The following is a 26,046-nucleotide window of genomic DNA, read 5'->3' as shown; positions in this document are numbered from 1 at the left end:
TTTACTATCGACATTAATTGGTATTTTTCCAGTTAAAAACAAAAAAACTTCCCTTTTTTTAGAAAGGGAAGTCCTTTTTTTATTTTTTCACAACCACTTTTACCGCTTTGCTTTCTCTTTTTCTCACATCTGATGCGGTCACATATAAAACCGTTTTGGCTTTCTGTGGTTTTATTTGGGCAGTAAATGCACCCTTGCTATTGGTTTTGACTGTTTTGATGACTTTCTTTGATTTGTTTTTCACTTTAATGGTCAAGCCTGCACCCGCAGTCCCTTTGACGGCTTTACTTTTGACTGTTACTTTGCTAACTTTCGGCTTAGCTGGTGCTTTGCCTTTTTTCACGACGGTTTTGAGCGTCGTAGCGGCCTTTCCTTTTGACATTTTAATGTGAAGGACCTTGTTTTTGTTCTGATGCTTAATCTTCACACTAAAGGTTCCTTTTTTGCCTGCTGTACCTTTTCCAAGCAGCGTTTTGCCTCTATACACAGCAATAGCAGCACCGGCTTTTGCTTTACCTGTCACCTTTTGATGCTGATCTTCCACTTTGTTCACTGATGCATTCAATTCGACAGCACTTAATGCAGCAAATGCATTCAGTCTACCATGTCCTGTCATCCAATCAATTCCTGGGATTTTCGGATCGACAATTGGCTCCTCGTTTTCATCATAGAAAACGTCGTCTTTTCCATCAATAGATTTAAATGAGATGTCATCTGCTGTACTTTGCAAAAGATTTCTCACTTGATTTGGCTTTAAGGATGGATTTTTAGAAAGCAGTAACCCTGCTGCTGCTGCTACATATGGTGTCGCCATTGATGTCCCGCTAAGGTATGAGACATTCCCATCAGGCATGAGGCTCGGAATATCCGACCCTGGGGCTGACATGCTCAGTCCTTTGCCATAGCTTGAGAACTCAGCGGCAATATCCATACGGTTGCTTGCACCAACCGCCATTGCGTATTTTGATGTCGCAGGGTAGCCCATTTCTGGTACGCCATCATTTCCACTTGCCACGACGACTAGTACATTTCTTTGAGCAGCATAATTCATGGCATATTCAATCACTCTGCTGTAGTAGCCGCCAAGGCTCATGTTGATGACCTTTGCGCCTTTGTCCACTGCATGCTTGATTCCAAGCGCAATATGCTCTGTATCGCCAAAGCCATAGGCATCCAGCACCTTCACCGGAATGATGCCCGTATGTTGATTGAGACCTGCCATTGAGTAATGATTATCGGATTTTGCGGCAATGATGCCTGCCACATGCGTACCGTGTCCATTGTCATCAATCGCATCTTTGTTTCGTCCAATGAGATTCGCACCTAAGTCTGTACGAACAGTCCCGTTTAAATCTGTCAAACGGCTGTCTACACCTGTATCCACAACAGCAATTAATGTTTGCTTCATTTTGCTTGTGCCAATCAGTGTATTCATTTGTTCAAATTTGACGTCAGCGCCTTTTTTTCCGCTGTTTTGCGCACTGTTTTTCAGCGGCCACTGATAACCATACTGCGCGTCGTTGCTTAGCGCACGATAGGTTTGAACAGGCTCTGCAAATTCAACATTCGGCATGCTGGAAAGCTTTCTTGCCGTGCTTTTGATGACCGCTTTGCCTGCTTTTAGTGTCTTTCCAGCTGATTCTTGCCCTGCTGGCACATCATAGACATACATTCCTTTGAATAAAGGACTAACTGACTGTGATGTCACACGGTTTTCTTGGATGCCGTAGCTTTTCATTTTCTTTTTCGCAGATTGAAGTGTTTGGCCATCCTTTAATTTAAAAATGATCTTATTCGTTTTAACCTTCTCTTCTTTTACAAGCTTTTGTTTCTCTAATACATAACCTACTGATTTTCCTTCAAGCTGATCGATCCCAATTTTTTGACTGACAGCTTCTAATTCCTTTTTTAAATATGCCGGACTTGCTTCTTTGAGCATATCAAAAAGGGAGCCGATCGCCTGTTGTTCTTTTTCTGTTACGATATGACCACTAAATGCACCATTTTTCTCTACGTCACTTAGCAGTGTTTTTAATGTGAGCAGATGGTTGTATACCTTTTGCTGCTCTTTTTGATGTTTGATGAGCTTCGATTTGAGAAACGGCTTTGTCTTTTGGAGCAGACGCGAAAGCTTCCGGCCTTCTGCCGTTTCATTGAATCGTTTATCTTCGATTGTACGAATCGAATGAAGAATTTCACGCCCGTACTTTTTCTCAATAATGATGATTTCAGGCTCATCTTCTTCAGGAAAAACAGGTTCAGAAGGCGGAAGATTAGCTCCTTTATATCCAATTGTATATGCCGCATCCTCTTCCTCATCACGGCTGTCTTCCTCTGACCCTAAATAGAGCACTTTGACATAATAGGGACCTGACCATGCATGCGGGAAGTTGATCTCTGTCTCTCCGCTCGCTGTGTCCACGCGATATCTTGAATATGTGTCATCCTTCATCGCTCTGTCCTTGCTTGGATAGACCGATACGGACAGCACTTGTTTACTTTTCACAGAAATTTGCATGTGTGTATGTTTTGCCACCTCTTGTGCAGATGGCGTGATTTCATACCATGACTCTTCCTTTTCATTCTGTAATGTACCTGAGATGACTTCACCATTTTTTAACCCAATGGCTTCATTGACACTTGTTCCATGACTGGCAGCTGCTGCCTCGTATCCAGGTAATGCTGCCATACATAGAATGATGGCCATGAGTACGATCACACAGGATTTGACCTGCTTTTTGAACATGAAAAGACCCCCTTATCTTTTATGATACCTTGGAAGAATATCACAGAAACACATATAGTAGAATCTGTTTTTTACATAATTAAACTCGTTTTAAGCTAGGATTTGAGATATTCAGTCAGCAAGACGGATAGCTTCATAAACTTTTTGCCATTTCAAACGGAAAATGATGCTATTTAACCATGCTGAAAAGTACATTACAATCAAATTGTAAGCGCTTAACAAACAAGAGAGAAGGGATCAGCTTGTTCCAAAAAGATCATGTTTTCACACAAGTAAACGGACGATCAAAGAATGAGATTTTACAATACATTTCCGAGAAAGCTGAAGACCTTCAGATTACAAACAATCAGGCGGGGCTATTAGCAGATTTGTTGACACGCGAAGACGAAGTCTCAACAGGACTTCAGCAAGGCTTTGCCATTCCACATACAAAAAGCTCCGCTGTACAAACGGCTTCACTTCTTTTTTTAGAACTTGAACAACCCATTGAATGGGGAAGCTTCGACGATTTGCCCACAAGCTATTTATTTACACTGCTCGTTCCACTAGAAGAAGCAAATGTCACACATCTGAAATTACTGTCAGGTATTGCGACCAGTCTAATGGAACCTGCTTTTATCGAAAAGATTCAACCAGGTCAAACAGCTGATTACTATTACGAAGTCATTGAACAACAATTGAAAGAGGGGATTACACAATGAAAATTGTCGGTGTCACTTCATGTCCAGCAGGGTTAGCTCATACTCCAATGGCAGCCAAAGCGTTAGAAAATGCAGGTAAACAGCTCGGACACGAGATCAAAATCGAACAGCAGGGGATTATGGGACAGGTGAACGGCATTACAGCAGAGGAAGCACAGCAGGCAGACCTCTGCATCATTGCCTCAAATCAGCATATCAACGATGCGGAACGCTTCTCAGGCATTCCCACTGTACGTGTCGAAATCGGACGTGCCCTAAAAAATGCCGAGCAAATTATCACTAAAGCTGTAGCACTTGTTGAAAAGAAAAAGTCTGAATCTCAATAAACATGAGCAATGCCATATAGAAAGGAGCAAAGAAAATGAAAGCAAAATTAAAAGTCATTGAAGGCCATCTCATGACCGGTATTTCTTATATTCTTCCTGTAATCATCGGTGCTTCACTTATCGTTGGTTTAGCAAAACTGGTCGGGTTAGGGTTTGGTGTTTCAGATTTAAACACCTATAAGGATGCTGGCGGCATACTGCACGGTGCCTATTTAATGGAGCAGGTCGGCTGGACAGGTATTGGCTTAATGAACGTTCTGCTTGCTGGATTTATCGCCTATTCCATTGCGGATAAATCAGGTCTTGCAGCCGGTTTTATCGGCGGTGCTCTCGCCAGCTCAACCAATGCTGGTTTTATTGGTGCCGTCATTGCAGGCTTCTTCGCAGGATATGTGGCTCTTTTTGTGAAAAGAAAAATTCAAATTCAAGGCTCTGCAGCTGGGCTCGTCCCTCTGCTCATCCTGCCGCTTATTACTGTTGGCTTAACCGGACTTCTTATGTCAGTTCTTCTGGGCGGCCCATTAGGCGCTTTGAACACGGCATTAATTGAATGGATCAAAGGTATGGTCGCTGATGGAACAAGCACACTCGCACTCGCTCTCATTTTAGGTGCGATGATTGGCTTCGATCTTGGCGGACCGGTGAATAAATCAGCGTGGATGGCTGGTAACGCCCTCTTTCTATCAGGTGTCTACCTCCCTGCCATTCTCGTCAATATTGCGATTGTCATTCCACCGCTTGGATACGGGCTTGCGACATTGATTCGAAAACGCAACTTCTCCCCAACCTTTAGAGAAGCCGGACGTGGCGGCCTTGTCATGGGCATTATCGGTATTACGGAAGGGGCGATCCCTTTTACCCTCGTCAATCCTTTGAAATTGATTCCGCTCAATGTTGTCGCATGTGCTGTTGGAAGCGGGGTCGCTGCATTATTAGGAGTTCATGACATCATGCCGCCAATTGGCGGGCTATACGGCTTCTTCTCAGTCGGAAACTGGTGGGCTTATTTAATTGGAGCTCTAACTGGCGCACTCGTCATCGGTATTGGCGCCAACCTACTTGTGAATTTCTCTGAGAAAAAAGAGCCAAAAACGCCGGAACATGATCAGAAGCAGAAAGAAGAAGACGATTTTGACCTTGTGCTAGAAGGATAATTTGAACGAAGAAAGGTGTCGTTGATCAATGACTGTCAATGTACATGTGATTCCACATACTCACTGGGACCGGGAATGGTATTTCACCACCTCCCGCTCCCGTATTTACTTAATGAAAAGCGTAATGGACATCTTAGATACCCTTGAAACAGATGAAAGGTTCCATTACTTCATGCTCGATGCCCAGGCTTCCTTATTAGATGATTATCTGAAATGGCGGCCAGAGGATGAGAATCGAATCAAAAAGCTTGTCACAGCGAAACGTCTCATCATCGGCCCATGGTATACCCAAACCGACCAGCTCGTCATTTCAGGTGAATCGATTGTGCGGAACCTGCAATATGGGATTGAACGCTGTCAGCAGTTCGGCCACGTGATGAAAGTCGGCTATGTCCCTGACTCCTTCGGTCAATCCGCACAAATGCCTCAAATTTATCGCGGCTTCGGTATTGTCGATACAGCATTTTGGCGCGGCGTTTCTGACCATATGACGAACCATACTGAATTCAATTGGCGCGGTGCTGACGGCAGTGAAGTCTTTGCTGTGAATCTGCCATTTGGCTACTACTACGGTGGTAATATCCCTGAGAAGGATGATGACTTACAAGCCTTTTTATCTGAAAAAATCGGTGCGCTGCAAGCAAAGGCCACCACAAAGAATGTCTATTTCCCGAATGGTTTTGACCAAGCACCGATTCGCAAAAACCTGCCTGATTTATTAGAAAAGGCCAATGAACTTGACGAGCATCACTATGAAATCAGCAGTTTAGAAGATTATATTGCAGCCGTGAAAAAAGAGCGGACATCTTTTGAGACATTACACGGAGAGCTCATTCATGCGAAGCATATGCGGATTCATAAATCTATTTTTTCAACACGAGCGGATTTAAAAATCTTAAACAATCAAATTGAAAACTATCTCGTGAATGTGATGGAGCCCATCCTAACGATCAGCTATTCTCTCGGACACGACTATCCGCATGATACGGTTCGAGATATTTGGTACCTCATGTTTGAAAATGCAGCACATGACAGCATTGGCGGCTGTAATAGCGACACGACAAATCAAGACGTCTTCTTCCGCTACAAACAGGCAAAGGAAATCGCTGAGAATCTTGTGGACTTGCACATGCGTCTCATCGCTATTCGACTGCAAACAGAGCAAGAAATCACATTCACCGTGTTCAATACCCTGCCTTCAAAGCGTTCTGAAGTCATTGAAGTCGAAACCTTTATCACGGAACGTCCATTTACGTTAAAGGATGCTAATGGAAGAACGCTTCAGTACACAGTGAAAAGCAAAACCGATGTCACAGATTATGTGCTGGCACAGCAAATTTCTCTTAACCCAAGTAAAGAAGTGTACATGCCAAAGCAAGTATGGAAAGCTGTGCTGCTGATTGAAGCCCTCGACTTACCGTCAGTTGGTTATACACAGGTCAGCATGGTCTTCGATGAATCAAGCGAATCGGCATGGGAACAAACTGAAGGACGCGTGATTGAAAATATGTATTACCGCATTGCGGCAAATGACAACGGATCACTGGACATCACAGATAAACAAACTGGCCGGACATTCTCTGAGCAAATGATCTTTGAAGACAACGGAGATGATGGGGATTCCTACAACTATTCACCCCCTCGTGAGGACCTGTATGTGTCATCCAAGGATCTTTCATCAGCAGACATCTCAGTGGCTAAAAGCGGCCTGCAGCAAGAGCTGACCATCAAGCTTCAGCTCACTGTCCCTTACGACCTAGAGGAGCGCTCTAAGCAATTGGCTGCGACTTCACTTCCGATCACAGCGAAGATAGCATTAAACAAAGACGATGCTGTCATCCGTTTTCATGTAGATGTGGACAACCATGCGTTAGATCATCGCCTGCGCGTTCTTTTTGATACAGGCATCGCATCAAACGTATCACTGAGCGATCAACAGTTTGGTACAATCGAACGCCCAACAGAGCTGACGCAAGAGCTAGAATGGTGGAACAATGAACATTGGGAAGAAAAACCGATCACCATTGAACCGATGCAATCATTTGTCGCACTTCGTGATGAAGCATATGGTGCCGCTCTGTTGACCGACTGCGTGAGAGAATATCAGATCACAGGAGAAGGCTATACAACGATTGCATATACGCTCTTCCGCTGCTTCGGAAAAATGGGGAAAGAAAACCTTCTTTACCGTCCAGGACGCGCATCTGGGGAAAAAATTGTTGATACACCTGACGCTCAGCTGCAAGGTGCACTGTCATTCTCATTTGGAATGCACTATAGCAAGGACGCAGTCAGCGAGGGACACTTAGCACAGCTTGCCAAACGGTACACCACCCCTGTTCAATGCTACGAGCGGGCAGACTTTTTAAACGGTCGTTTAATTTTCTCTTTCCGAGATGAAAAAGAAGACTTACAATCTACTTATAGCCTGCTTGACATCGAGACAGATGGAGCCATTCTAAGCGCTCTGAAAAAAGAAGAGCATGGAACAGGCATTGTCATTCGTCTCTTCAATCCATATTTAACGCGTCAAACAGCCGCTTCAATCAATAGTTCATCTCTACAACACGGAGAAACAGCGAATTTAGGAGAAACACCTGAAGGACATATACTCAAAGCACAACATGGATCATTACACATTGAACCGCTTACACCTTGTCAGGTACAAACCTACATTGTAAAGAAAAAATGAACATGTAGGGGCGGGATCCATTGGATTCCGCCCCTCTTTAATGGAGGGCATTGATCATGCGAATTGGAGGCATTGAAGCAGGCGGAACGAAATTTGTCTGCGGCTACGGAACAACAGACGGAACGATTGAACACATGACTTCCTTTGCAACAGGGAATCCAGTTGAAACATGCCGGCAAGTGATCGATTACTTTACAAAGCATCGTGTCGATGCCATTGGAATTGGGGCATTCGGGCCTGTCGATGTGAAAGAGCAAAGCCTAAGCTATGGGACGATTTTAGACACACCCAAAACAGCCTGGCGCCAATTCCCTTTCCTCTCTACCTTAAAACAAGCCCTCGGGATCCCGATGAAGCTTGATACCGATGTGAACTGTGCAGCACTCGGAGAAGCCCGTTTTTCAACTGAAGCAGAAAAGCCTGCCTCCTTGGTCTATATTACTGTTGGGACTGGAATAGGCGGCGGTGCCTATATTGAACATCGCCTGATTCACGGATTGCTCCATCCAGAAATGGGTCATATCACTGTTCAGCGGCATCCTCATGACACTTACGGAGGCTGCTGCCCTATACATCATGACTGTTTAGAGGGACTGGCATCTGGTCCTGCCATAGAAGGACGCTATCATACACTGGCACAAATGCTGCCAGAGGATCATCCAGCCTGGTCACTTCATGCTTACTATCTCGGGCAAATGACTGCTAACCTGCTGCTCACCCTTTCACCAGAACGCATCATTCTAGGTGGAGGCGTGATGAAACAGCCCGCTATGCTGCCGCTTATTCTTGATGAAACAGACAAACGGCTTCACGGCTATTTGCAGCTGCCAAAGCCTTTACATGAAATTATCACAAAACCATCCTTTGATGGATTATCTGGTTTAATGGGCGCCATCGCTCTTGGAACTGATGCCTTACAGGCGCAAGGAGCCGCGCAATGATGATGACGGCAGATCCTCGAACCTATCAGCTGATTCAGCGGCTATTTGAAACGAAGGGGTTCGTGAAGCTGGAGGAGCTCACTGCCTCTTTTCGCTTATCTGACCGCTCTATCCGCAATTTAATCAAGGAAGCAAATGAGTATTTAAAGGAAACTGGGGCCATGATTAAAACGATTCGCGGGAAAGGATATACTCTTTTAACGAGTGACCAAGATGCTTTCTTACTTTGGCTTCATCAGCAAAAGCTTCCTGCCCGCTCTCTTGTCCCCGTCATGCCAGAAGAGCGTGTACGATTTATGATGAGAAAGCTGCTGCTTCAATCAGATTACTTAAAAATTGACCAGCTGGCTGAAGAACTGTTTATCAGCCGCATGACGGTCAGCAGCGATTTAAAAAAAGGACGAGAGCTGTTAGCCCGTTACGGCATGACCCTTGTATCAAAGCCTGGATTTGGCTTAAAGATTGAAGGAGATGAGCTGCAAAAAAGAACGTGCTATGCAGACTTACTTCTTGAGGAAGAGCCTGCACTCTCTCATATCACCGAGCGGGAGCAGCTCCATTTTCCTGATATTTCTCTTGAAACCATTCGATCTATTGTGTTGACGAACCTGCATCAAGAGTCATTGCTCATTAAAGATATTGCCTTAAAAAATTTAGTCATTCACTTAGCCATTGCGATTCAGCAAACACGAAAAAACCAGCGGATATCCGCCAGTACCGCCCGCACACAAAGATCACCCGTTTTGATGAGAATTGCACAAAAAATCATACAGCAGGTGAGTGACACTTTTTGTGTGACCTTATCAGAGGATGAAACAGATTACTTAGTCATGCATCTATTGGCGAATCAAACGTGGAAAGAAGCCGCCCAGCATCAGACGACAGTGGAAGTTCAGCAGGCGGTTACAGTCTTTTTACAGCACATTGAAAAAATAAGCGGTCATCGTTTTGCTGATGACAGCATCCTACAGCAAGACTTGATGCTTCATATGAAGCCGTTATTAAATCGCATCCAATATGGCGTATCATTACAAAATCCGCTTTTGCATGAGATCAAAACGTCCTATCCTTACCCGTTTGATTTGGCTGTCAGCGGGCTGAATGCATTACAGCTGGTACGGACGCCAAATGAAGATGAAGCGGCATATGTTGCCCTGCATATCGCTGCTTCATTTGAAAGAAGTCAGCTCGACACCTCGCAAAAAAAGAAAGCGATTATCGTGTGCGGGTCTGGACTAGGGACGGCCAGACTGCTTGAAATTAAATTGAAGGCAGCCTTTCAGCACGAGCTTGACATTGTTGAGCTCTATTCCTATCAGGATTATCTCATGAGCTCCTCTTTGCCGTGTGACGTCATCATCACAACCGTGCCTCTCACATCAAAGGGGAAACCAGTCATTCAGGTCAGCGCCTTTTTTGAACATCATGATATACAGCGTGTAAATGAAGTCATTCATTTATTAAATGGACACGGGGCACCCTCAAAAGAGCTGATGGCGTTTTTTCAAGAGCGATTGACTTTCATGAATGCTGATCTAAGCAGCAAGGATGAGGTATTAGATATATTATGCAGCCATTTAGAGGCGCATCAGCTAGTATCGTCTTCTTTTCGGCCCTCGGTGCTTGAGCGGGAGCAAATGTCGTCTACCTATCTTGGCAGCGGCATTGCAATGCCGCACCCGCTCATCACAAATGAAGGCACCTCCTCTGTAGCCATCGCACACTTAAAACAGCCGATTGACTGGCAGGGAGACCAAGTATCACTTGTCTTTTTATTAGCGATTCATAAGGATGACGCTGCCTGCATGAACCAATTCTTTGAACAGGCCGTCGATTTACTAGACAATCCAGACCGCATTCGCGCCCTCAAGCAAGCCAACACATTTGATGAGCTGATGGATGCGTTGTTTCAATAAGATCAAACAAAAGGCCGCCCAATTCATGAGGCGACCTTTTTATTTAGATATATATCATTAATCGTAGATGACATTTTTTCCTTCTTCACTTAATTTTTTTAAGGAGCTCAGCATATGATTGATTTCTTCATCGGAATGTCTTTCCCAAGAACCTAATTCTGCGACTATTTTCAACGGAGATTTCGATCGATAAGAACGTGTTGGGTTGCCGGGAAATCTTTTATCAGTCACATTTGGATCATTTTCAAACTCGCCTAACGGTTCTACAATATAAATTCTTTCTTTCGCATCAGACCTAGCTAATTCAGCACCCCATTTGGCCGCGTTTAGTGTTCCGGTGAAATAAATATGGTTCGATTTTTTATCCTGATAATTGGATAAATGCAGCGGTTCAAGCAGATCTCCAATCTTCAATTCCACTTTGGTCCCATGAAAAAATGGCCCGGGATCTAACACCTTTTGCTTGTCATTCATACAGCCACACCCCTCATCGTTTTTGACTTGCGTATAACAGTATACGGCTAGATATGGGCGAGAAACAGTCTATAAATTTCATTAAATTCGGGGTATAATAATAGTAGAGAGTAAGATGTGTAAGCTCCAGCAAGTTGAAAAAACAGCAAGAATACATACAAATCAGTCTTCTTGAAAGAGATAAAAAGCTGTTAGAGTCCATAAGAAAAACTGCAACGGAACAGGATGAAAAGGAAAGAAAAAATTGGTGGCAGTTTGGGAAATAGCGTATTGATGCCTAGGAAGAAGATCTGATCAGGATTGAAGAAGATGAAGATAAAGTAGCCAATGAGACGTTTGAGGTCTTGGCATGCTGGCATCAATAATTATATAATTAACTAAATTTTACTTCGGAGGTGATTTTTGTATGTCTATTCAAGTGGATGATGATGATGTTTTAGAGATGTGTAATATATATGCTCAAGAAACTCATCATAGAGAAGCATTGATTTTAGGAAACAGGAAGGGTTTATTGGAATTAAAAAATGCGATAGATCAGGCTTTAAAAACTGGTAGTGCTGTTGCAAATTTATACCCATCTGATTTTGAAGGATATGAAACTTGTATTGCTTTAGTAGATGATGAAAATCAGTTTGAGAAGTTGATGACTCCTTATGTAGAGCAATATGTACAAGATGATGATGCAATTGATCCAATTGAAATTATTAAAGATTACGATGCTAAAAAAGAAAAGCCCTTATAAAAGGGCTTTTCTTTTTTAGTGGAGTATTGTTCTACCTTTTACAGCTTTGTGTTTACTTGGTACTGATGCTCTAAGAGCTTGGTGTATTTGAATTTTTGGAGCTACATGAAAATGCCAGTACCAGTTTGATGATCCTGGTTTTAGTGGTATGACTCCGTTATCAACTGCAAATACTCGTATTTTCTTTTTTCCTTTTTTATGGAACACTTTTACGAGACTCTCGACTTTTCCTTTTCTATTTTTTACATACCAATCGATATGATAGTTCTTCCCAAAACCTTTTATTCTGTTCTTCAAATACTTCAGTGCAACTTTTGCGCCTTTTGATCTTATGGCCCACAAAGCAACTCTTCCTACGGTCATTGCGATTGGTACGAAGAATATTGGTAGTGCTTGTGTTGTGATTTCACTCTGACTACTTTTGGAATCAAGTTGTTTCATTCGGTTTTCTAAAGCTAAAAATTCTTCATTGTTGAAATATTGGTCTATCACTTTATTTTGTTCTGACTCTGACATGCTTTCAAATACTTTTTCTGTAAATGGAAGGTTTTCTATGTATTCTCCCATTTTCATTTCAAGTTCGTCTAATTCTTTGGTAGCTTGTTCATTTTGTAGAACTGTTGGTGTTACTAACGTTTCTAATTCTTGTGAATTGATAAAGTGTGTTTCTGCTGATGCTTCCGATGAAAATGGAGTCCATATTGATATGACTAGAGCTAGGGTAATTAGGGTTAAAAGTGTTTTTTTGAACATTTTGTTCACATTCCTCCTTTTGTATTAAATCCCAAATAAAGGTTATCAAATCAAAATGAGTGTATCAATGGATTTAAGATAGATTTAAGAAAATTCCTTTTTTGTTTGCGGTGTCCGCAATCATTTTTTTATTTTTTAGAACTTCGTTTTGGTGAAAATTTCTGTGGTAGAATTCGTTAACTTATGAAGTTCGGGGAAGATTTCCCCGACTGGTTCGGACAGCATCCGAGGAGGCAAGAAATACGCAAAGAAAGCAGTTTATTAGGCTGTTAAGATCAGACTATCCTTTTAGAACAACTCGAACAATATGATCTTGCCAATAAAGTGAACGAAAAAAAGCCAACCACCCGCTCATAAGGTGATTGGCTTTTTCATATGTTATTTCCCGATGTTGTCTCCATTTTGCTGAATCAAGGTTTCATACCAATAAGAGCTCTTTTTGCGAATTCTGTTGAGGTCTTTTAGGTCAAATTCGTCGCGATTGACGTAGATGAACCCGTAGCGCTTGGAGCATCCTTGGTGTGTGCTGATTAAGTCGATGGCTGACCACGGGCAGTATCCAAATACCTCGACGCCGTCTGTGATCGCCCATTTGATTTGCTCGATATGTTTTTCTAGATAATCAATTCGATAATCATCCTGAATTGATCCATCTTCTTCTAACTTGTCGAATGCACCCAATCCGTTTTCCGTGATAATAAGCGGCAGCTGATAGCGGTCATAAATCTCCCGCATTGTTGAACGGAAGCCGACAGGGTCAATCTCCCAGCCAAACGCATTTTTGCTTAAGAATGGGTTGTTGCCGCCTTTGTAGACGCCATCTTCACCTGATTTCAAATGCTGATCTCCGCCGCGTGCAAATTCGTCGTTGCCATCTCCTTTACTCGCTTCAACCGTTTGTGAGGTGTAGTAGTTAAAGGCAATGAAGTCTGGCTTCGCGCTTTTCAAAATATCCATATCTCCCTCTTCGATGACAGGAAGAATGTCTTTTTCTTTCATGTACGCCCAAGCCAGGTTGTTATAACGCCCGAACACCGCCATATCAAGATAAAGCCAGTTGCGGATCGCATTGTAATTCGCCGCAGCAAGCACATCTTCAGGCTTTGGAGAAGCCGGATAAATGAGCGCAATGTTTGGCGCTGGTCCAATTTTCGCTTCAGGCAGCATTTGATGACAAAGCGTCATGGCTTTTGCCTGTGCAACGAGCATATGATGATTCTGCTGATACAGTTCTTTTTTCGGATTTTCTAAATTTGGATCAAGTGTACCTAGCGCTGATCCATGTAAGATCATCATGTTTTGTTCATTAATGGTCAGCCAATATTTTACCTTCTGACCATACTCCTTGAATAGCACCTCTGCATAGCGTTCAAACGCATCCACTGTCCCGCGGTTAGACCACCCGCCCTTTACTTGAAGCGCATGAGGCAGATCAAAATGATACATTGTCACGATTGGTTCAATGCCATAGCGGCGCAATTCATCGATGAGTGAATGATAGAATTCAATCCCCTTTTGATTGATCTCCCCATCTCCATCTGGAATGATCCGTGTCCACGCAATGGAAAAGCGATAAGCCTTCAAGCCCATTTCCGCAAACATCTTCACATCCTCTTTATAACGGTGATAGTGATCGCTTGCGACTTTAAAATCCGTTGTCCCTTCAGGATAACTTGCTCTCATGTCAATGACAGAAGGCCCCTTGCCATCCTCGTTCCACGCACCCTCTACCTGATAGGCGGAAGTAGATCCGCCCCAGAAAAAGTCTTTTGGAAATGATGCTAGTGTTGAATATCTCATGATTTCTTCCTCCTTTTGATTAAACTAGATGTAAAAATGATTGTCCTGGTGTGATTTGTTTCTCTTCCGTTTCAATGATATCGCTAAACTCACCTGAATTGGTAATAATAACGGGTGTTGTGACTGACAGGCCTGAAGCTTGGATGGCTTCTATGTCAAACTCAGCAAGCAGTTCGCCTTCTGTGATGGTTTGCCCCTGAACAACCTTCGGGGTAAAATGCTTTCCGCCTAATTGTACGGTATCCAGTCCGATGTGAATGAGTACCTCTGCTCCGCTTTCAGAGGTTAGGCCATACGCATGTCCAGTTGGGAACACCGTTGTCACAACTCCTGATACTGGTGCAAACAGCTTTCCTTCTGATGGAATGATGGCTGCGCCCTTTCCTAATGCACCAGATGAGAATGCTTTATCCTGCACTTCCTCCAGCTTGATGACCTCGCCCTTTAAAGGACTTTTCACATGAGCTGCTTTGACCCCATGTTCGTTTTCAATTACCGGTGCAGAAGCGGCTGCCGGCGTTTCATCTTCATCTACTGGATCTTTAAATCCAATCAAATAGGTTAGGATGATCGAAAGGACGAACGAGACCGAGATACCGATGATGAACCCTGTAAATCCTTGACCGTAGAAAATCGGCAGTGTCAGTAAACTTGGAAGGCCTGACGCAATTGCAATACTTTGTGAATAACCGATAATCGCACCGCCGACCCCAGCAGAGATAACGGCTGCAATAAATGGTTTTTTCAAACGAAGTGTGACCCCGTATACAGCTGGCTCTGTGATCCCAAACACAGCAGAAACTGCTGTTGATCCAGCCAGTGATTTCAGTTTTTTATTCTTTGTTTTCAGCATAACACCGATTGAAGCACCGGCTTGTGAAAATACAGCTGGCGCAGTGGCCGGCTTGATATGATCTTTCCCATGGACTGCGATATTATTTAAAATGACTGGCACAAGTCCCCAATGGATACCGAAGATGACAAGAATCTGCCAAGCCATCGCAATTAAAGCACCTGCAAGTGTAGGACTAAAGGAGAATACTTTCAGCAAAACAGCTGCAATGCCATTCCCTGCATACACACCAAATGGTCCGAATACGATGAGTGTCAGCGGAACAACCGTGACAAGCAAAATCAGTGGAGTAATAAAGTTTTTGACACTTTCATGAATAACTTTGTTAAAGAAACGTTCGATATATCCCATGACAAACACTGCCAAAATGATTGGGATGACCGTAGATGTATAAGACATTAAGACGACTGGAATCCCGAAGAATGTCACATCTCCGCCGCCTTTTGACAATTCTTGAATGGTTGGGTAAATCAGTGCACCTGCTATCGTCACAGCGACAAACGGATTCGCTTTAAACTTCCTAGCAGAAGTGAATGCGAGCAATAATGGCAGGAAGTAGAACAAGCTGTCAGATGCTGCAAATAAAATTTGATACGATGTATCTTCAGGAGATAACCATTTCGCGTTGATACAGATGCCTAATAGACCTTTTAAAATACCTGCACCCGCCATGACACCGAGAAGTGGTGTGAAAATCCCCGATACAATGTCGACGAATTTCCCGAAAAGGCTTGTGCTCTCTTCACCTGATTTTGCAGATGAAGCAGTGGAATCCTCTAATAGATTCGTAAACTCTCCAATTTCTCGATATACCTCTGGTACGGTATTGCCAATGACCACTTGAAATTGGCCGCCGCTTTCCATAACGGTAACGACGCCATTTAATTTTTCAATGGCCGCTTTATCCGCTTTTGATCTGTCATTTAGTGTGAAGCGAAGCCTTGTGGCACAATGCACCAATGAATGGACGTTTTTCTCTGTACCAATGTGTTTAATAATGTCTTCTGCTAATTGACGATAACTCATGCAAAAACCCCCTTTTTTTCAAAAAAATACGTTTTTGGGCAAAATAAAAACCTAAACGGGCACCAAAAATAGTCGCAGCTTGCTGTTGCGCTTTTTCAGTGAACGTTTAGGTTTTGCCTGCCGAACAGTCACAATCCTCTAAGACGATCATTGTGAAACCGTATTCTTTTATGTTTATGAGCAAATAGTACCACTCACCTTTTCTCATGTCAACGCTTTCTTTTAAAATCTATCTTTATTTTTCTCGTTTGATCAGTCGATTCAAATGAATTGATAGATACAGCATCTCCTCCGATGTGAGATCCCGATGATAGGTTTGATAGACATATTCTGCGATTTTCTTTGCGCAATCATATGCTTTCGGATATTTCACTTTGATCAGCTGATATAAGTCCTGATCTTCGCTGACAAGCAGTGTTTCGTTAATCAGACGCTGGACGAAAAAGCGCAAATGCGTGAGAAAACGGTAAAAGTTAAGCGAGTCTTCATCAAATTCCATGTTGAGATGATATTTCACAATGGTGAGAATGGCATTGACTTCCTTTGTGATATTGACCGTCGTATTCATATCCTCATTGAGCTCTGCGTTAATGATATGCATGGCAATAAAGCCCGCTTCATCCTCAGGCAGTTCAATATGAAGACGCTCTTCAATCATCTCAAGACAGTCCTTTGCCACCAGAAATTCATCTTTGTATAAGCGTTTAATCTCCCAAATAAGCGAATTCTCAATCAGATGATTTTTCTTCAGCCGTTCGATGGCGTAATGAATATGGTCTGCCAGCGATACATGCAGACTTTCATTTAATCTTCGGTTCAGCTTTGTATGTGCATATTGGATCATTTCTTCGGTCACTTTGACCACATCATACGGAACCTCTTGAAGCAGCATTTTCATCCGCTCGTGAACGGAATGATCCTCCAGGCGGAAGACTTTATCAATCAACGATTCGTCCACCGGGTCCCCGGGACGTCGCTGGAAAGCGATGCCTCTGCCCATGACAACGATTTCTTTTCCATGTTCATCTATGACACTAATGACATTATTGTTTAGAACCTTTTGAATCTGCATTTCCAAACACCTCCGTCTATGACCAACAACTTTACTCAAAATATGCTCTCATCTTAACACAATTGTCAAATCACTTGATATTTTTATCTGACTTTAGCAATAGTTCTCATCAATAGTCAACCTCTTCATTGCTGGTCTGATCGTGCATCAGCCTGCATACAATACTCCTGAGGAGGTGGCCTTCTGTGAAAGCTTTTTTCTGGTCTGCATCATTTTTATTCTTGCTCATGTTCACCCTCATCATCCTAGGCATCGTGTTCTGGCTGAGTGGACAAGGCTTAGGCCAGCTTTGGAGATATGTGCTCATTTCACTTGTCACAGCGGCCGTTTTGCGCGGCGTCACCACTTGGCTGAAACGGCATGTGATGCACCTTTCATCCAAATAAAAACGGCTGCCCCGAGTGTTCAGGCAGCCGTTTCTTTATTCTTTGGTTGCTGCAGCTTCTTTCTGAGAAGCACGCAGCTCATCATTGATTTTTTTCGCATTCTCTAAAAACTCTGTTTCATATCCACTTTTGAGTGCCCACATATAAAATAGCAGAGCTACCACTGTAATCAGTGCCATGTCCCAGCCATAATGAATGATGTTATAACCGCCAAATTTGTCACTGCCAAGACAGGAAATCGTCATCATGACAAGCAGGTACACAACCATCCAAGCACCCGCCTTAAAGTTGCGGCCGAAGCCTTTCCACTTCGCTTTTGCTTGATAGTAAAAATAGATAGGGAGACCGATGAGAATAATGAACAGCACCTGACCTGTTAACGGCCATCTTGCCCAATACAGTGTCAATGAGGCAAAGACAAAACCGAGAGGAGCAATGATGCTGAGTCCTTTTATTCGAAGCGGACGATATAAATCTGTCCCTGTCTTTCTCAGCGTCATGACTGTCACTGGTCCCGTCAGATACGAAATAAGTGTTGCGACAGAGATAATTTCAGCAAGTACACCCCAGCCTCTAAATAAAAACAGAAAAATAAACGATACGGCTAAGTTAAAAAACATTGCTGGACGAGGCACGCCGTAAATAGGGTGCAGACGGCCAAGCACACTTGGCATGTATTTGTTTTTTTCCATTCCATAAATCATACGAGACGTCGTTGCGGTATACGTAATTCCTGTACCAGAAGGTGACACAAACGCATCCGCATATAAAATCAGAACAAGCCAGTTAATCCCAAGCGCAATGGCAAGGTCCGCAAATGGCGAGTTGAAATTCAAATGACCCCATCCGTTCACAATCATAGATGGATCAACAGCACCGATAAAGGCGACTTGTAAAAGGACATAAATCACAGTTGCAATGAAAATCGATCCGACAATGGCAATTGGAATCGACCGGCCTGGATTTTTTGCCTCACCGGCCATATTAATCGGGCTTTGGAAGCCATTGAAGGCAAACACAATCCCAGATGTCGCAACAGCTGTCAGCACACTCGCCCAGCCGTTAGGGGCAATACTTGTTCCAGAAGTAAAATTCTCACTATGAAAACCTACGAATAAGAGCGCAGCAATTGTTAATCCTGGAATGACAATTTTAAATACGGTAATGAATGTATTTGCTTTTGAAAATAACCCAACTGTCCAATAATTAAGCAGAAAGTAAATCACAAGAAGCACACTGGCAACCATAAGACCTTCTGTCGTCAATACCCCTTTTGTGACCAAATGAGATGTCCACTTTGCCCACTCCCAAGGCCAAGAGCTCATGTACTGGACGGAAGCAACCGCCTCAACTGGTATCACGGAGACAATGGCGATCCAGTTCGCCCAAGCTGCAATAAACCCAATAAAAGATCCGTGTGAATATTGCGTATATTTCACCATTCCGCCTGCCTCAGGAAACATCGATCCGAGTTCACTATAAGACAAAGCGATAAATAAAATCACAACCATCCCAATCAACCAGGATAAAATAGCAGCAGGACCGGCGATTTGAGCTGCACGCCAAGCACCGAAGAGCCATCCTGAACCAATGATTGAGCCAAGACCTACCATCATTAAAGCGAAAGTTCCCATCCTACGATGCAAATGATTCATGTTCATAACACCTTTCGATTAAAATACAGAGCATGTGTCAAGCAAGCGTCTTTCTTTCAAAGCAGCTCACTGTTCATTTTACTGGCAAATATTTCTTCTAATGAACCTTTACCTTTGTTCATTTTTTCGCCTGTTATATTATCTCTCAATTCTTCATTTTCTGAAATAGTCGAACATGCTTATTTCAAAAGAAAGCGCTTTTTCACCTGTTCAATCTATTAGACTGAATAACTACCTTTACCCTTATTTTGAAAAAAACAAAACAAAAAAGATAGAGGAAATGACTTCCTCTATCTTCTAACCCCCGTCATGTATAGAAAAAAAGGATAGAGGGGATTCCCTCTACCCTTGTGATATCGCTTGTTCTTTTTCAATGACAGCTAGTCTTTCTTGTACTTCTTCTTCAGATAAATTGTGCTGTTTCACATACAGATTCCGTTCGCTTGTGCGGCATTCATGACTGCAGCTGCGCATATACTTATGCTCACTCTCTTCAGTGGCAATCATCTTACGGTTACATGCAGGGTTCGCACAGTTCACATAACGCTCGCAAGGCTCACCAGTGAAGAAATCTTTTCCGACAACCACATGCTCTGTTTGATTCACTGGTACTGTTAAGCGATTATCAAACACATAGCATTGACCGTCCCATAGCTTCCCTTGCACTTCTGGGTCTTTTCCGTAAGTGACAATTCCGCCGTCAAGCTGAGAGACATCTTCAAAGCCTTCACGCTTTAACCAGCCTGAGAATTTCTCACAGCGTACACCGCCTGTGCAATAAGTCAGGATTTTTTTCCCTTCAAGAATCTCTTTATTGTCACGAATCCACTCAGGTAATTCACGGAATGTCTCAATATCAGGACGGACTGCCCCTCTAAAGTGACCAACATCAAACTCGTAATCATTACGGGCGTCAATCACAACCGTATCAGGTGATTGCATTTGCTCGTAAAATTCGACCGGGCTAAGATGTTTCCCCGTTAATTCTAACGGATTCACGTCATCCTCAAGGCTGAGGTTCACGAGTTCCTTCCGGTGGCGGACGTGCATTTTCTTAAACGCATGTCCATCTGCTTCGTCAATTTTGATCGGCATAGACGCAAAGCGCGGATCTTCTTTTAACGCTTGCATGTACTTGTCCGTTTGCTCAATGGTTCCAGAAACCGTTCCGTTCAAGCCTTCTGCTGATACGAGGATACGGCCTAACAAACCAAGCTCCTTACAGAATGCTAAATGCTCTGCTGTAAACGTCTCTGGGTCCTCAATGGGGACATATTGATAGTAAAGTAAAACGCGATATTGTTTTTCCATCTATATAAACACCTCTTAAATTTAATCAAAACATACCATTCTTTATCATACAGGAAATACATACCTAAAGGCAATGTCGGCGGCTCAATTCCATAAAACGGAAGGGCCTTTCTTCTCATATATTCGATTGTTTGATTGGAGACTATGTAAAGAAAAGATTATCGACGCCATTCAAATCATTGAGGCCTTTCAACATCAAAAAACTGCACAAAAAAAGCACAGGCATCGCACCTGTGCTTTTCTTTCGATTAAAAATCAAAGTTATCTGGATCTGGACCTGTGCGCTCATCTTCATTGAGCTGATCAATGACACCCATCTCACGTGCGGACAGCTCGAAATCGAAGACTTGTGTGTTTTCGATGATTCGGCTCTTTGTCACAGATTTTGGAATGGTGATAATGCCATGCTGCAAGTCCCAGCGAAGGATCACTTGCGCTACTGACTTGTCATGTTTTTTCGCGATATCCTGAAGAACAGGATGGTTTAGAAGCTTCCCGCTTCCTAATGGCGACCACGCTTCAACATGAATTCCTTTCGATTTGCAGTAGTCTCGTAAAGGCTCCTGCGTCAGCTTCGGATGCAGCTCGATTTGATTCACCATTGGCACAACTTCTGCCTCTTCCAATAAATCCTCTAAATGATGCTGATGGAAATTACACACTCCGATCGCTCGAACGCGTCCATCCTTATATAGTTTCTCTAGCGCTTTCCATGTTTCTTTATATTTGCCTTCAACTGGCCAATGAATTAAATAAAGGTCTAATACATCTAGCCCCAGCTTGTCCATACTTGTTTCAAAGGCTTCGAGTGTTGATTCATAGCCTTGATCATTATTCCAGACCTTTGTCGTAATGAATAGATCATCGCGAGAGATGCCTGATTGCTGAATGGCTTTGCCTACCCCTTCTTCATTTTGATAGGCGGCTGCTGTATCAATGCTGCGGTAGCCCGCTTCAAGAGCGTCTTTGACGGCATTTACAGCCTCATCCCCATCTTTTACCTGCCATACACCAAAGCCTAGCTTCGGCATTTTTACTCCGTTTGCTAATGTGACTGTATCTGTTAATCCACTCATCAAACAAACCTCCGCTTCCTTTTTAATTACCAAGCACTATACCCTAATTTTCAATTGATCATGCATGAAATTCTGGCTGAGCTATTTGATATATTTTCCTATATCAACTTGATTGGTGTCAACGATTTGATATTCGCTGATCCGATTTTTTGTTTTAGAACCATCATATGTTTCCAAATAAGCTTGATCGTAAAAGATGAATCCGTATGTCGCTTTGCCATCCTCTAACACCCTGATCCAATAAGACTCTTTTGTGTCTTTTTTAGAGTCATTCACCTTCTTTAATTTCATACCCGAAAATTCCTTCAGCAGCTTTTGAATATCCGCTTTCTTTTCCACCATAACACGCTCATTATCATGCTCAATTTGAATCGAAGTCACCTTATTTTGATCAATTGAGGCCACATCATCAAAAGAGTATGTTTTTGCATTGATTAGAAAATAAATACCAATTCCTAATAAAATAATGACGACTAAACCAATCATCCACTTTTTCAACCTAACTCCTCCTTCTATTCACACCACACCTATAAAAACAGTGAAGTCCAATCATCCTCCTCAGAAAATACCTGAATTCCGTGCTGTTTAAGCAAGGCGGATGTCACTCCATCTCCAGCTTTTGTCCCCCCGTTAAAATCTCCGCGATAAATCATCCGGCTGCCGCAGGAAGGGCTGTACTCTTTTAACACAACCGCCGTCGCTTTCAGAGACTGAACCTGTTCCAGCGCGGCCTTCGCGCCTTTTACATACATCTCCGTGACATCATTTCCATGTACATCGATCACAGAGGCGAGGCCCTGTAATACATCATGTCCGTCTCCGCCAATGATTTCTGCGGGAGGCCTTGGCGTGGAAAGGCCGCCAAGCAGCTCAGGACAAACTGTGACCGCCTTTCCCTCCTGAACAAGCTCCTCAATTCGCTGATCTAATCGATGGCTGCCATTATAACGAACCTTCACCCCAGCAAGACAAGCACTGACGACAATCATGTATGTTCCTCACTTTTTTTGCTGACTTTAAAATAAATACATACAGGCAAGAAACATATCGTATTCACCAAAAAGGGCAGAGCACAATACAAAGCAGCAGCCCAAATTGGTTCTCCAGGTCCTGCAATACCAAAAAAATAAACAAATAATAGCAAGCTGACAAACAATCCCACGAATGGCATGATGAATGCGTATTTTTTATAATTTTCTATCATTTCTTTCTCCAATGAGCTCCCTCCCTTTCATCATGGCTAAGAACAACGTCAATATATGTTAATTTTACCATAAAAAAACCGAAACCATCATCTCCCTTTGTGCGATGGTTTCGGTTTTTTAACTATATCTTTTCTTTCCAAGCCTTTAAGAAGCGCTCAATCACTTGTAATTCATCCTCATGAAACTGGTGGAGAAATTCTAAATAGGACATGACTGCTTTATCATGTAGTTCATCATGCAGCGCCGCCAATTGCTTGCCTTCCTCTGTCAAAGAATAATAGACAGCTTTCTTATCACCTTGCCGGTGGCAATAGTCGACCATGCCTTTTTCAATTAGTTTTTTCACAGCCTTTGTAATAGCTGGCTTTGATAGTTTTAGCTGTTGAGATAGAAATGTATTATTTGATTCGTTTGGATTGGCTTGAATCATCGATAAAATGTGAAGCTGTGTGAGTGTCCATTCTTGTTTGAGTGTATCAGTCGTGGTAATCAGTGGATCTGTTGGATCATTCCGTCTCTTTTCCCTATGCATAATCAGATCTTGAATCGCTTTTAATACAATCTGCTCTTTTGTTTCCATCTGAACCTCCACTCTTAACTGGTTAATAAAATGGTACTAATAATGAAGAAAGGAGTCAAAAGAAATGTCGATGTGAGTAAAATAATAGGACATCAGACCTGAAAATTGCTTATGCACTTTTTTACTAGATTCTCCTCATCCTGTCACATGCTATAATCATGGGGATGTCATCCAATTTATCATAATGAAAAGGTGATCTAAATGAATCCTGAACAACAAATGGCCATTCACCAGTTAGAAGAAAAGATACATCTGTTTTCCTCTGCTGTGAACGGAGCCTTCCTTGCATCGGACGATTTCGTTCTATCAAATACTCATATATCGACTGACACGTTCAATTTGCTCTTACCAACATCAGCTCAAATCCAAGATCCAAATAAAGTGAAAGCAGCCATTGAACACATGCGGTCACAGAAACTCATATTCAGCACATGGGTCGATCACCGTTTACTCCATCCTGATTGGGCTGATTTATTAAAGGAATATCAGCTTCAAGAGGTCGAACGCAATACCATCATGATGCTTGGGCATACAGGTGACATTGATCCAGTCACATCCTCATCACTTACAATCAAGGAAGTACTTGATGAGCAGACACTCTTTGATTACAAACATATCTTTATAGAACTATTCAAAGGATCGACTGAGGCCGCCGCCTTAGAAGACTATTTCCAGCGTTTTTCGATTGAAGCATTGCACTCAAAAGCTCGCATGTTCGTGGGGTATGAACACCACAAGCCGGTCACAACAGGCTTATTATTCGAGACAAACGCCAGCTACGGTATTTATGATGTCATGACAAGGGCAGAACACCGCGGCAAAGGAATTGGCAGTGAAATGTTCCATTACCTTCTGACCCAGACAGAGAATAAACAAAAGTGTGTCATCCTACAAGCTTCAGCTGACGGCAAAAACATTTATCAACGTGCCGGCTTCCAACCAATCGGCGAAATGGCCGTCTTTGAATAGAAAGGGCTTTTCGTGTGAATTTGAAATGAACATAAAAAAGCTGCCTAATGTTAGGCAGCTACAGATTGTTGACAAAGGGCTAAAATAATCTTTATTTTAGCTCTTTGTCTTCATTTCAGCATGATGCTGACGATCCATATAAAGCGGCGGTCTCTTCAGCGAAATCACCGCACAGCTAAAGGCAATCAGTACAAACACAGCACCGAATTTAGCCAGATCAACAGATGAACCGGTCATCGTAAACATGACTCCGCCAACCGCAGATCCAATCGAAATACCGATTTGCAATGCCGATGTATTTAAGCTCTGCTGAATATCAGACGTGACAGGATCTGTTTGAATCAAATAACTCTGCAAAGCAGGCGTCAGTGCCCAGCTGAGCGCACCCCAAAGGACAACCATCACCATAAAGAGCGCGAACACCCCCGCTGTATAAGGAATGGTAAACAAGACAACCGCAAACGCGATTGTCACAAGCAAAATGGCTTTCCCTGAACCCAGTTTGTCACTCAGCCAGCCACCAAATCCATTCCCGCCTATCGACGCAAGTCCGAAGATTAAATAACAAATACTAATCCAAAACGGGGTCATATGCAGAACTTCCATCAGAAATGGAGTGAAATAAGAATAAAGCATATAATGGCCTGCAAGCATAAACAAACTGATCAAGTGTGCACTAAAAATTTTCGGATGCCCTAAAGAACGAATCTGCTCTCTAAGAGGAGTCACTTTTTCAACAGGCATTTTTTCCAATAGAAAATAGATCAGAACCATCGATATGGCAGAAAGAATACTTATTCCTAAAAACATCACTCTCCAGCCAAAGCTCTCTGTAATAAAAATACCGATCGGTACACCGAGAACAAGTGAGGAGCTAATTCCTATAAAGATCAGCCCTAAAGCCTTCGCACGATGCGCTGGTTCCACTAATTTGGCGGTAATCGTCAAAGATAGCACCACAACAAGCGCTGTACTCATCGCAATCAACACCCTTGATATCATGACAAGGGCAAAGGTCGAACTAAAATAAGTGAACACATTCCCTAATGTAAACACCAATAACGCGATTAAATAAAGGCGCTTTCGTTCGATTTTGGCTGTAGCGGTCAGCAGCACGGGTGCTGAAATGGCATACACAATCGCAAATACCGTAATGAGCTGTCCGGCTGTTGCAAGAGACACATTCAAATCCTCTGCAAGACTTGGCAGAATGCCCCCGACCACAAGCTCAACTAATCCAACTGCAAAAGTAGAAACGGCTAATAAATATACTCTCCAGTTCATGTCTAACATCCCTTCTGTATATCATCGCTTTCACTTTTGATACAGGGTGCAGACAAACAAAAAAACCCTGATTACAAAAAAGGAAAGCGCGCTTTTGTAATCAGGATTTATCGGATCCTGGTAGAAACCCTCAAACCATATTATTGAGGTTATACAAGTCTATTTTTTTCTTCAAATATATTAGCATAGCCTTTCATAACTCGCAAGCTGTAAAAATAGAAAAATACTGCCATTCCGTTACCTAAACAAAAGGCGCCGTAAAAGGAATCAGAACAGCTTGCTTTCTCCTCCATTTACAGGTAAACTGATGAAAAATCAACGAACGAGGATCAACGTAGATCTGGAATAGTAGCTTGAATCGATCTTTAACAGAGAGGGAACGGT

General features: G+C 42.7%; 23 protein-coding genes, 1 pseudogene and 1 riboswitch. Of the genes and pseudogenes, 10 read left to right on the top strand and 14 right to left on the bottom strand.

The window, feature by feature from the left end; translation table 11 throughout:
- Nucleotides 1-79: 79 nt before the first annotated feature.
- Complete coding sequence (locus NSU11_RS01370) at nucleotides 80-2,746, bottom strand: S8 family peptidase (protein WP_171463902.1); 2,667 nt, start codon at nucleotides 2,744-2,746, stop codon at nucleotides 80-82.
- Nucleotides 2,747-2,988: 242 nt separating this feature from the next.
- Here NSU11_RS01370 and NSU11_RS01365 point away from each other — a divergent pair, with 242 nt between their 5' ends.
- From NSU11_RS01365 to NSU11_RS01340, 6 genes are read left to right on the top strand one after another with little or no spacing between them, the layout of a single operon-like run.
- Nucleotides 2,989-3,447 (top strand): PTS sugar transporter subunit IIA, encoded by a 459-nt coding sequence (locus NSU11_RS01365; protein WP_025092516.1) that lies wholly within the window; start codon nucleotides 2,989-2,991, stop codon nucleotides 3,445-3,447.
- Nucleotides 3,444-3,773 carry a fructose PTS transporter subunit IIB gene (locus NSU11_RS01360; RefSeq protein ID WP_024424400.1) on the top strand — a complete coding sequence of 110 codons (330 nt, stop codon included), beginning with the start codon at nucleotides 3,444-3,446 and terminating at the stop codon, nucleotides 3,771-3,773. Before NSU11_RS01365 ends, NSU11_RS01360 begins: the two co-directional genes overlap by 4 nt.
- A 35-nt stretch (nucleotides 3,774-3,808) precedes the next feature.
- A complete protein-coding gene (locus NSU11_RS01355) occupies nucleotides 3,809-4,927 on the top strand; it encodes a PTS fructose transporter subunit IIC (protein WP_024424401.1) in 1,119 nt (372 codons plus the stop codon).
- A gap of 28 nt (nucleotides 4,928-4,955) precedes the next feature.
- A complete protein-coding gene (gene mngB, locus NSU11_RS01350; protein WP_149126043.1) occupies nucleotides 4,956-7,619 on the top strand; it encodes a mannosylglycerate hydrolase in 2,664 nt (887 codons plus the stop codon).
- Nucleotides 7,620-7,675: 56 nt separating this feature from the next.
- Complete coding sequence (locus tag NSU11_RS01345) at nucleotides 7,676-8,560, top strand: ROK family protein (protein ID WP_024424403.1); 885 nt, start codon at nucleotides 7,676-7,678, stop codon at nucleotides 8,558-8,560.
- Entirely contained in the window at nucleotides 8,557-10,476 is a 1,920-nt protein-coding gene (locus NSU11_RS01340) for a PTS sugar transporter subunit IIA (RefSeq protein ID WP_056764932.1), read from the top strand. Before NSU11_RS01345 ends, NSU11_RS01340 begins: the two co-directional genes overlap by 4 nt.
- Before the next feature lie 57 nt (nucleotides 10,477-10,533).
- Here NSU11_RS01340 and arr read toward each other — a convergent pair whose 3' ends face one another.
- Entirely contained in the window at nucleotides 10,534-10,950 is a 417-nt protein-coding gene (arr, locus tag NSU11_RS01335; protein WP_341319866.1) for an NAD(+)--rifampin ADP-ribosyltransferase, read from the bottom strand.
- 272 nt (nucleotides 10,951-11,222) lie between these two features.
- Here arr and NSU11_RS01330 point away from each other — a divergent pair.
- Both NSU11_RS01330 and NSU11_RS01325 read left to right on the top strand, forming a co-directional pair.
- A pseudogene (locus NSU11_RS01330) lies at nucleotides 11,223-11,331 on the top strand (replication protein); the annotation flags it as partial.
- Between the two features lie 25 nt (nucleotides 11,332-11,356).
- Nucleotides 11,357-11,692, top strand: coding sequence for a hypothetical protein (locus tag NSU11_RS01325; RefSeq protein WP_024424405.1), 336 nt, complete (start codon nucleotides 11,357-11,359; stop codon nucleotides 11,690-11,692).
- Nucleotides 11,693-11,707: 15 nt separating this feature from the next.
- On the opposite strand, the gene NSU11_RS01320 is transcribed toward NSU11_RS01325, so the two are convergent.
- The 4 genes from NSU11_RS01320 to NSU11_RS01305 form a co-directional block, all read right to left on the bottom strand.
- Nucleotides 11,708-12,445, bottom strand: a complete 738-nt coding sequence (locus NSU11_RS01320; RefSeq protein WP_342493754.1) for a hypothetical protein — start codon at nucleotides 12,443-12,445, stop codon at nucleotides 11,708-11,710.
- Nucleotides 12,446-12,823: 378 nt separating this feature from the next.
- Entirely contained in the window at nucleotides 12,824-14,245 is a 1,422-nt protein-coding gene (locus tag NSU11_RS01315; protein ID WP_073203606.1) for a glycoside hydrolase family 1 protein, read from the bottom strand.
- A 19-nt stretch (nucleotides 14,246-14,264) separates the two neighbouring features.
- Entirely contained in the window at nucleotides 14,265-16,124 is a 1,860-nt protein-coding gene (locus NSU11_RS01310; RefSeq protein WP_024424408.1) for a beta-glucoside-specific PTS transporter subunit IIABC, read from the bottom strand.
- A gap of 235 nt (nucleotides 16,125-16,359) precedes the next feature.
- Nucleotides 16,360-17,196: a PRD domain-containing protein gene (locus NSU11_RS01305; RefSeq protein WP_024424409.1), complete on the bottom strand. Its 837-nt coding sequence runs from the start codon at nucleotides 17,194-17,196 to the stop codon at nucleotides 16,360-16,362.
- Nucleotides 17,197-17,381: 185 nt separating this feature from the next.
- On the opposite strand from NSU11_RS01305, the gene NSU11_RS01300 reads away from it, so the two are divergent.
- Nucleotides 17,382-17,582, top strand: a complete 201-nt coding sequence (locus NSU11_RS01300; RefSeq protein ID WP_024424410.1) for a hypothetical protein — start codon at nucleotides 17,382-17,384, stop codon at nucleotides 17,580-17,582.
- Nucleotides 17,583-17,617: 35 nt separating this feature from the next.
- Here NSU11_RS01300 and NSU11_RS01295 read toward each other — a convergent pair whose 3' ends face one another.
- The 7 genes from NSU11_RS01295 to NSU11_RS01265 all read right to left on the bottom strand — a co-directional run bounded on the left by NSU11_RS01295 (nucleotide 17,618) and on the right by NSU11_RS01265 (nucleotide 23,409).
- Nucleotides 17,618-19,237 (bottom strand): APC family permease, encoded by a 1,620-nt coding sequence (locus NSU11_RS01295; protein WP_342493753.1) that lies wholly within the window; start codon nucleotides 19,235-19,237, stop codon nucleotides 17,618-17,620.
- Between the two features lie 342 nt (nucleotides 19,238-19,579).
- On the bottom strand, nucleotides 19,580-20,548 hold the full coding sequence (locus tag NSU11_RS01290) for a rhodanese-related sulfurtransferase (protein ID WP_024424412.1): 969 nt from the start codon (nucleotides 20,546-20,548) through the stop codon (nucleotides 19,580-19,582).
- A gap of 248 nt (nucleotides 20,549-20,796) precedes the next feature.
- A complete protein-coding gene (locus NSU11_RS01285; RefSeq protein ID WP_024424414.1) occupies nucleotides 20,797-21,624 on the bottom strand; it encodes an aldo/keto reductase in 828 nt (275 codons plus the stop codon).
- Between the two features lie 81 nt (nucleotides 21,625-21,705).
- The gene (locus NSU11_RS01280; RefSeq protein WP_048238212.1) at nucleotides 21,706-22,122 is read right to left on the bottom strand and encodes a DUF5301 domain-containing protein; all 417 of its coding nucleotides are present in this window, start codon (nucleotides 22,120-22,122) and stop codon (nucleotides 21,706-21,708) included.
- A 29-nt stretch (nucleotides 22,123-22,151) separates the two neighbouring features.
- Nucleotides 22,152-22,613, bottom strand: a complete 462-nt coding sequence (locus tag NSU11_RS01275; RefSeq protein WP_197202806.1) for a DUF523 domain-containing protein — start codon at nucleotides 22,611-22,613, stop codon at nucleotides 22,152-22,154.
- Complete coding sequence (locus tag NSU11_RS01270; RefSeq protein ID WP_125587565.1) at nucleotides 22,610-22,840, bottom strand: hypothetical protein; 231 nt, start codon at nucleotides 22,838-22,840, stop codon at nucleotides 22,610-22,612. The genes NSU11_RS01275 and NSU11_RS01270 overlap by 4 nt, the downstream gene beginning before the upstream one ends.
- Nucleotides 22,841-22,950: 110 nt before the next feature.
- Nucleotides 22,951-23,409, bottom strand: a complete 459-nt coding sequence (locus NSU11_RS01265; protein WP_197202807.1) for a MarR family transcriptional regulator — start codon at nucleotides 23,407-23,409, stop codon at nucleotides 22,951-22,953.
- A gap of 201 nt (nucleotides 23,410-23,610) precedes the next feature.
- Between NSU11_RS01265 and NSU11_RS01260 the strand changes: the two genes are divergently transcribed.
- Entirely contained in the window at nucleotides 23,611-24,378 is a 768-nt protein-coding gene (locus tag NSU11_RS01260; protein WP_197202808.1) for a GNAT family N-acetyltransferase, read from the top strand.
- A gap of 96 nt (nucleotides 24,379-24,474) precedes the next feature.
- On the opposite strand, the gene NSU11_RS01255 is transcribed toward NSU11_RS01260, so the two are convergent.
- Nucleotides 24,475-25,662, bottom strand: a complete 1,188-nt coding sequence (locus NSU11_RS01255) for an MFS transporter (protein WP_197202809.1) — start codon at nucleotides 25,660-25,662, stop codon at nucleotides 24,475-24,477.
- A gap of 77 nt (nucleotides 25,663-25,739) precedes the next feature.
- Nucleotides 25,740-25,839, bottom strand: a riboswitch (purine riboswitch).
- Between the last annotated feature and the right edge of the window lie 207 nt (nucleotides 25,840-26,046).

This window comes from Bacillus sp. FSL R5-0712, assembly GCF_038593285.1.
Lineage (GTDB): Bacteria > Bacillota > Bacilli > Bacillales > Bacillaceae > Bacillus > Bacillus safensis.
The sequence above is the reverse complement of the archived record's forward strand: the minus strand, read 5'-3'. Positions and strand labels throughout refer to the sequence as shown.

What these genes read in the sequence shown, in the direction of transcription:
- NSU11_RS01370 (WP_171463902.1), bottom strand. Translation starts at nt 2,746, where the DNA reads ATGTTCAAAAAGCAGGTCAAATCCTGTGTGATCGTACTCATGGCCATC.
- NSU11_RS01360 (WP_024424400.1), top strand. Translation starts at nt 3,444, where the DNA reads ATGAAAATTGTCGGTGTCACTTCATGTCCAGCAGGGTTAGCTCATACT.
- NSU11_RS01355 (WP_024424401.1), top strand. Translation starts at nt 3,809, where the DNA reads ATGAAAGCAAAATTAAAAGTCATTGAAGGCCATCTCATGACCGGTATT.
- mngB (WP_149126043.1), top strand. Translation starts at nt 4,956, where the DNA reads ATGACTGTCAATGTACATGTGATTCCACATACTCACTGGGACCGGGAA.
- NSU11_RS01345 (WP_024424403.1), top strand. Translation starts at nt 7,676, where the DNA reads ATGCGAATTGGAGGCATTGAAGCAGGCGGAACGAAATTTGTCTGCGGC.
- NSU11_RS01340 (WP_056764932.1), top strand. Translation starts at nt 8,557, where the DNA reads ATGATGATGACGGCAGATCCTCGAACCTATCAGCTGATTCAGCGGCTA.
- arr (WP_341319866.1), bottom strand. Translation starts at nt 10,950, where the DNA reads ATGAATGACAAGCAAAAGGTGTTAGATCCCGGGCCATTTTTTCATGGG.
- NSU11_RS01325 (WP_024424405.1), top strand. Translation starts at nt 11,357, where the DNA reads ATGTCTATTCAAGTGGATGATGATGATGTTTTAGAGATGTGTAATATA.
- NSU11_RS01320 (WP_342493754.1), bottom strand. Translation starts at nt 12,445, where the DNA reads ATGTTCAAAAAAACACTTTTAACCCTAATTACCCTAGCTCTAGTCATA.
- NSU11_RS01315 (WP_073203606.1), bottom strand. Translation starts at nt 14,245, where the DNA reads ATGAGATATTCAACACTAGCATCATTTCCAAAAGACTTTTTCTGGGGC.
- NSU11_RS01310 (WP_024424408.1), bottom strand. Translation starts at nt 16,124, where the DNA reads ATGAGTTATCGTCAATTAGCAGAAGACATTATTAAACACATTGGTACA.
- NSU11_RS01305 (WP_024424409.1), bottom strand. Translation starts at nt 17,196, where the DNA reads ATGCAGATTCAAAAGGTTCTAAACAATAATGTCATTAGTGTCATAGAT.
- NSU11_RS01295 (WP_342493753.1), bottom strand. Translation starts at nt 19,237, where the DNA reads ATGAATCATTTGCATCGTAGGATGGGAACTTTCGCTTTAATGATGGTA.
- NSU11_RS01290 (WP_024424412.1), bottom strand. Translation starts at nt 20,548, where the DNA reads ATGGAAAAACAATATCGCGTTTTACTTTACTATCAATATGTCCCCATT.
- NSU11_RS01285 (WP_024424414.1), bottom strand. Translation starts at nt 21,624, where the DNA reads ATGAGTGGATTAACAGATACAGTCACATTAGCAAACGGAGTAAAAATG.
- NSU11_RS01275 (WP_197202806.1), bottom strand. Translation starts at nt 22,613, where the DNA reads ATGATTGTCGTCAGTGCTTGTCTTGCTGGGGTGAAGGTTCGTTATAAT.
- NSU11_RS01265 (WP_197202807.1), bottom strand. Translation starts at nt 23,409, where the DNA reads ATGGAAACAAAAGAGCAGATTGTATTAAAAGCGATTCAAGATCTGATT.
- NSU11_RS01260 (WP_197202808.1), top strand. Translation starts at nt 23,611, where the DNA reads ATGAATCCTGAACAACAAATGGCCATTCACCAGTTAGAAGAAAAGATA.
- NSU11_RS01255 (WP_197202809.1), bottom strand. Translation starts at nt 25,662, where the DNA reads ATGAACTGGAGAGTATATTTATTAGCCGTTTCTACTTTTGCAGTTGGA.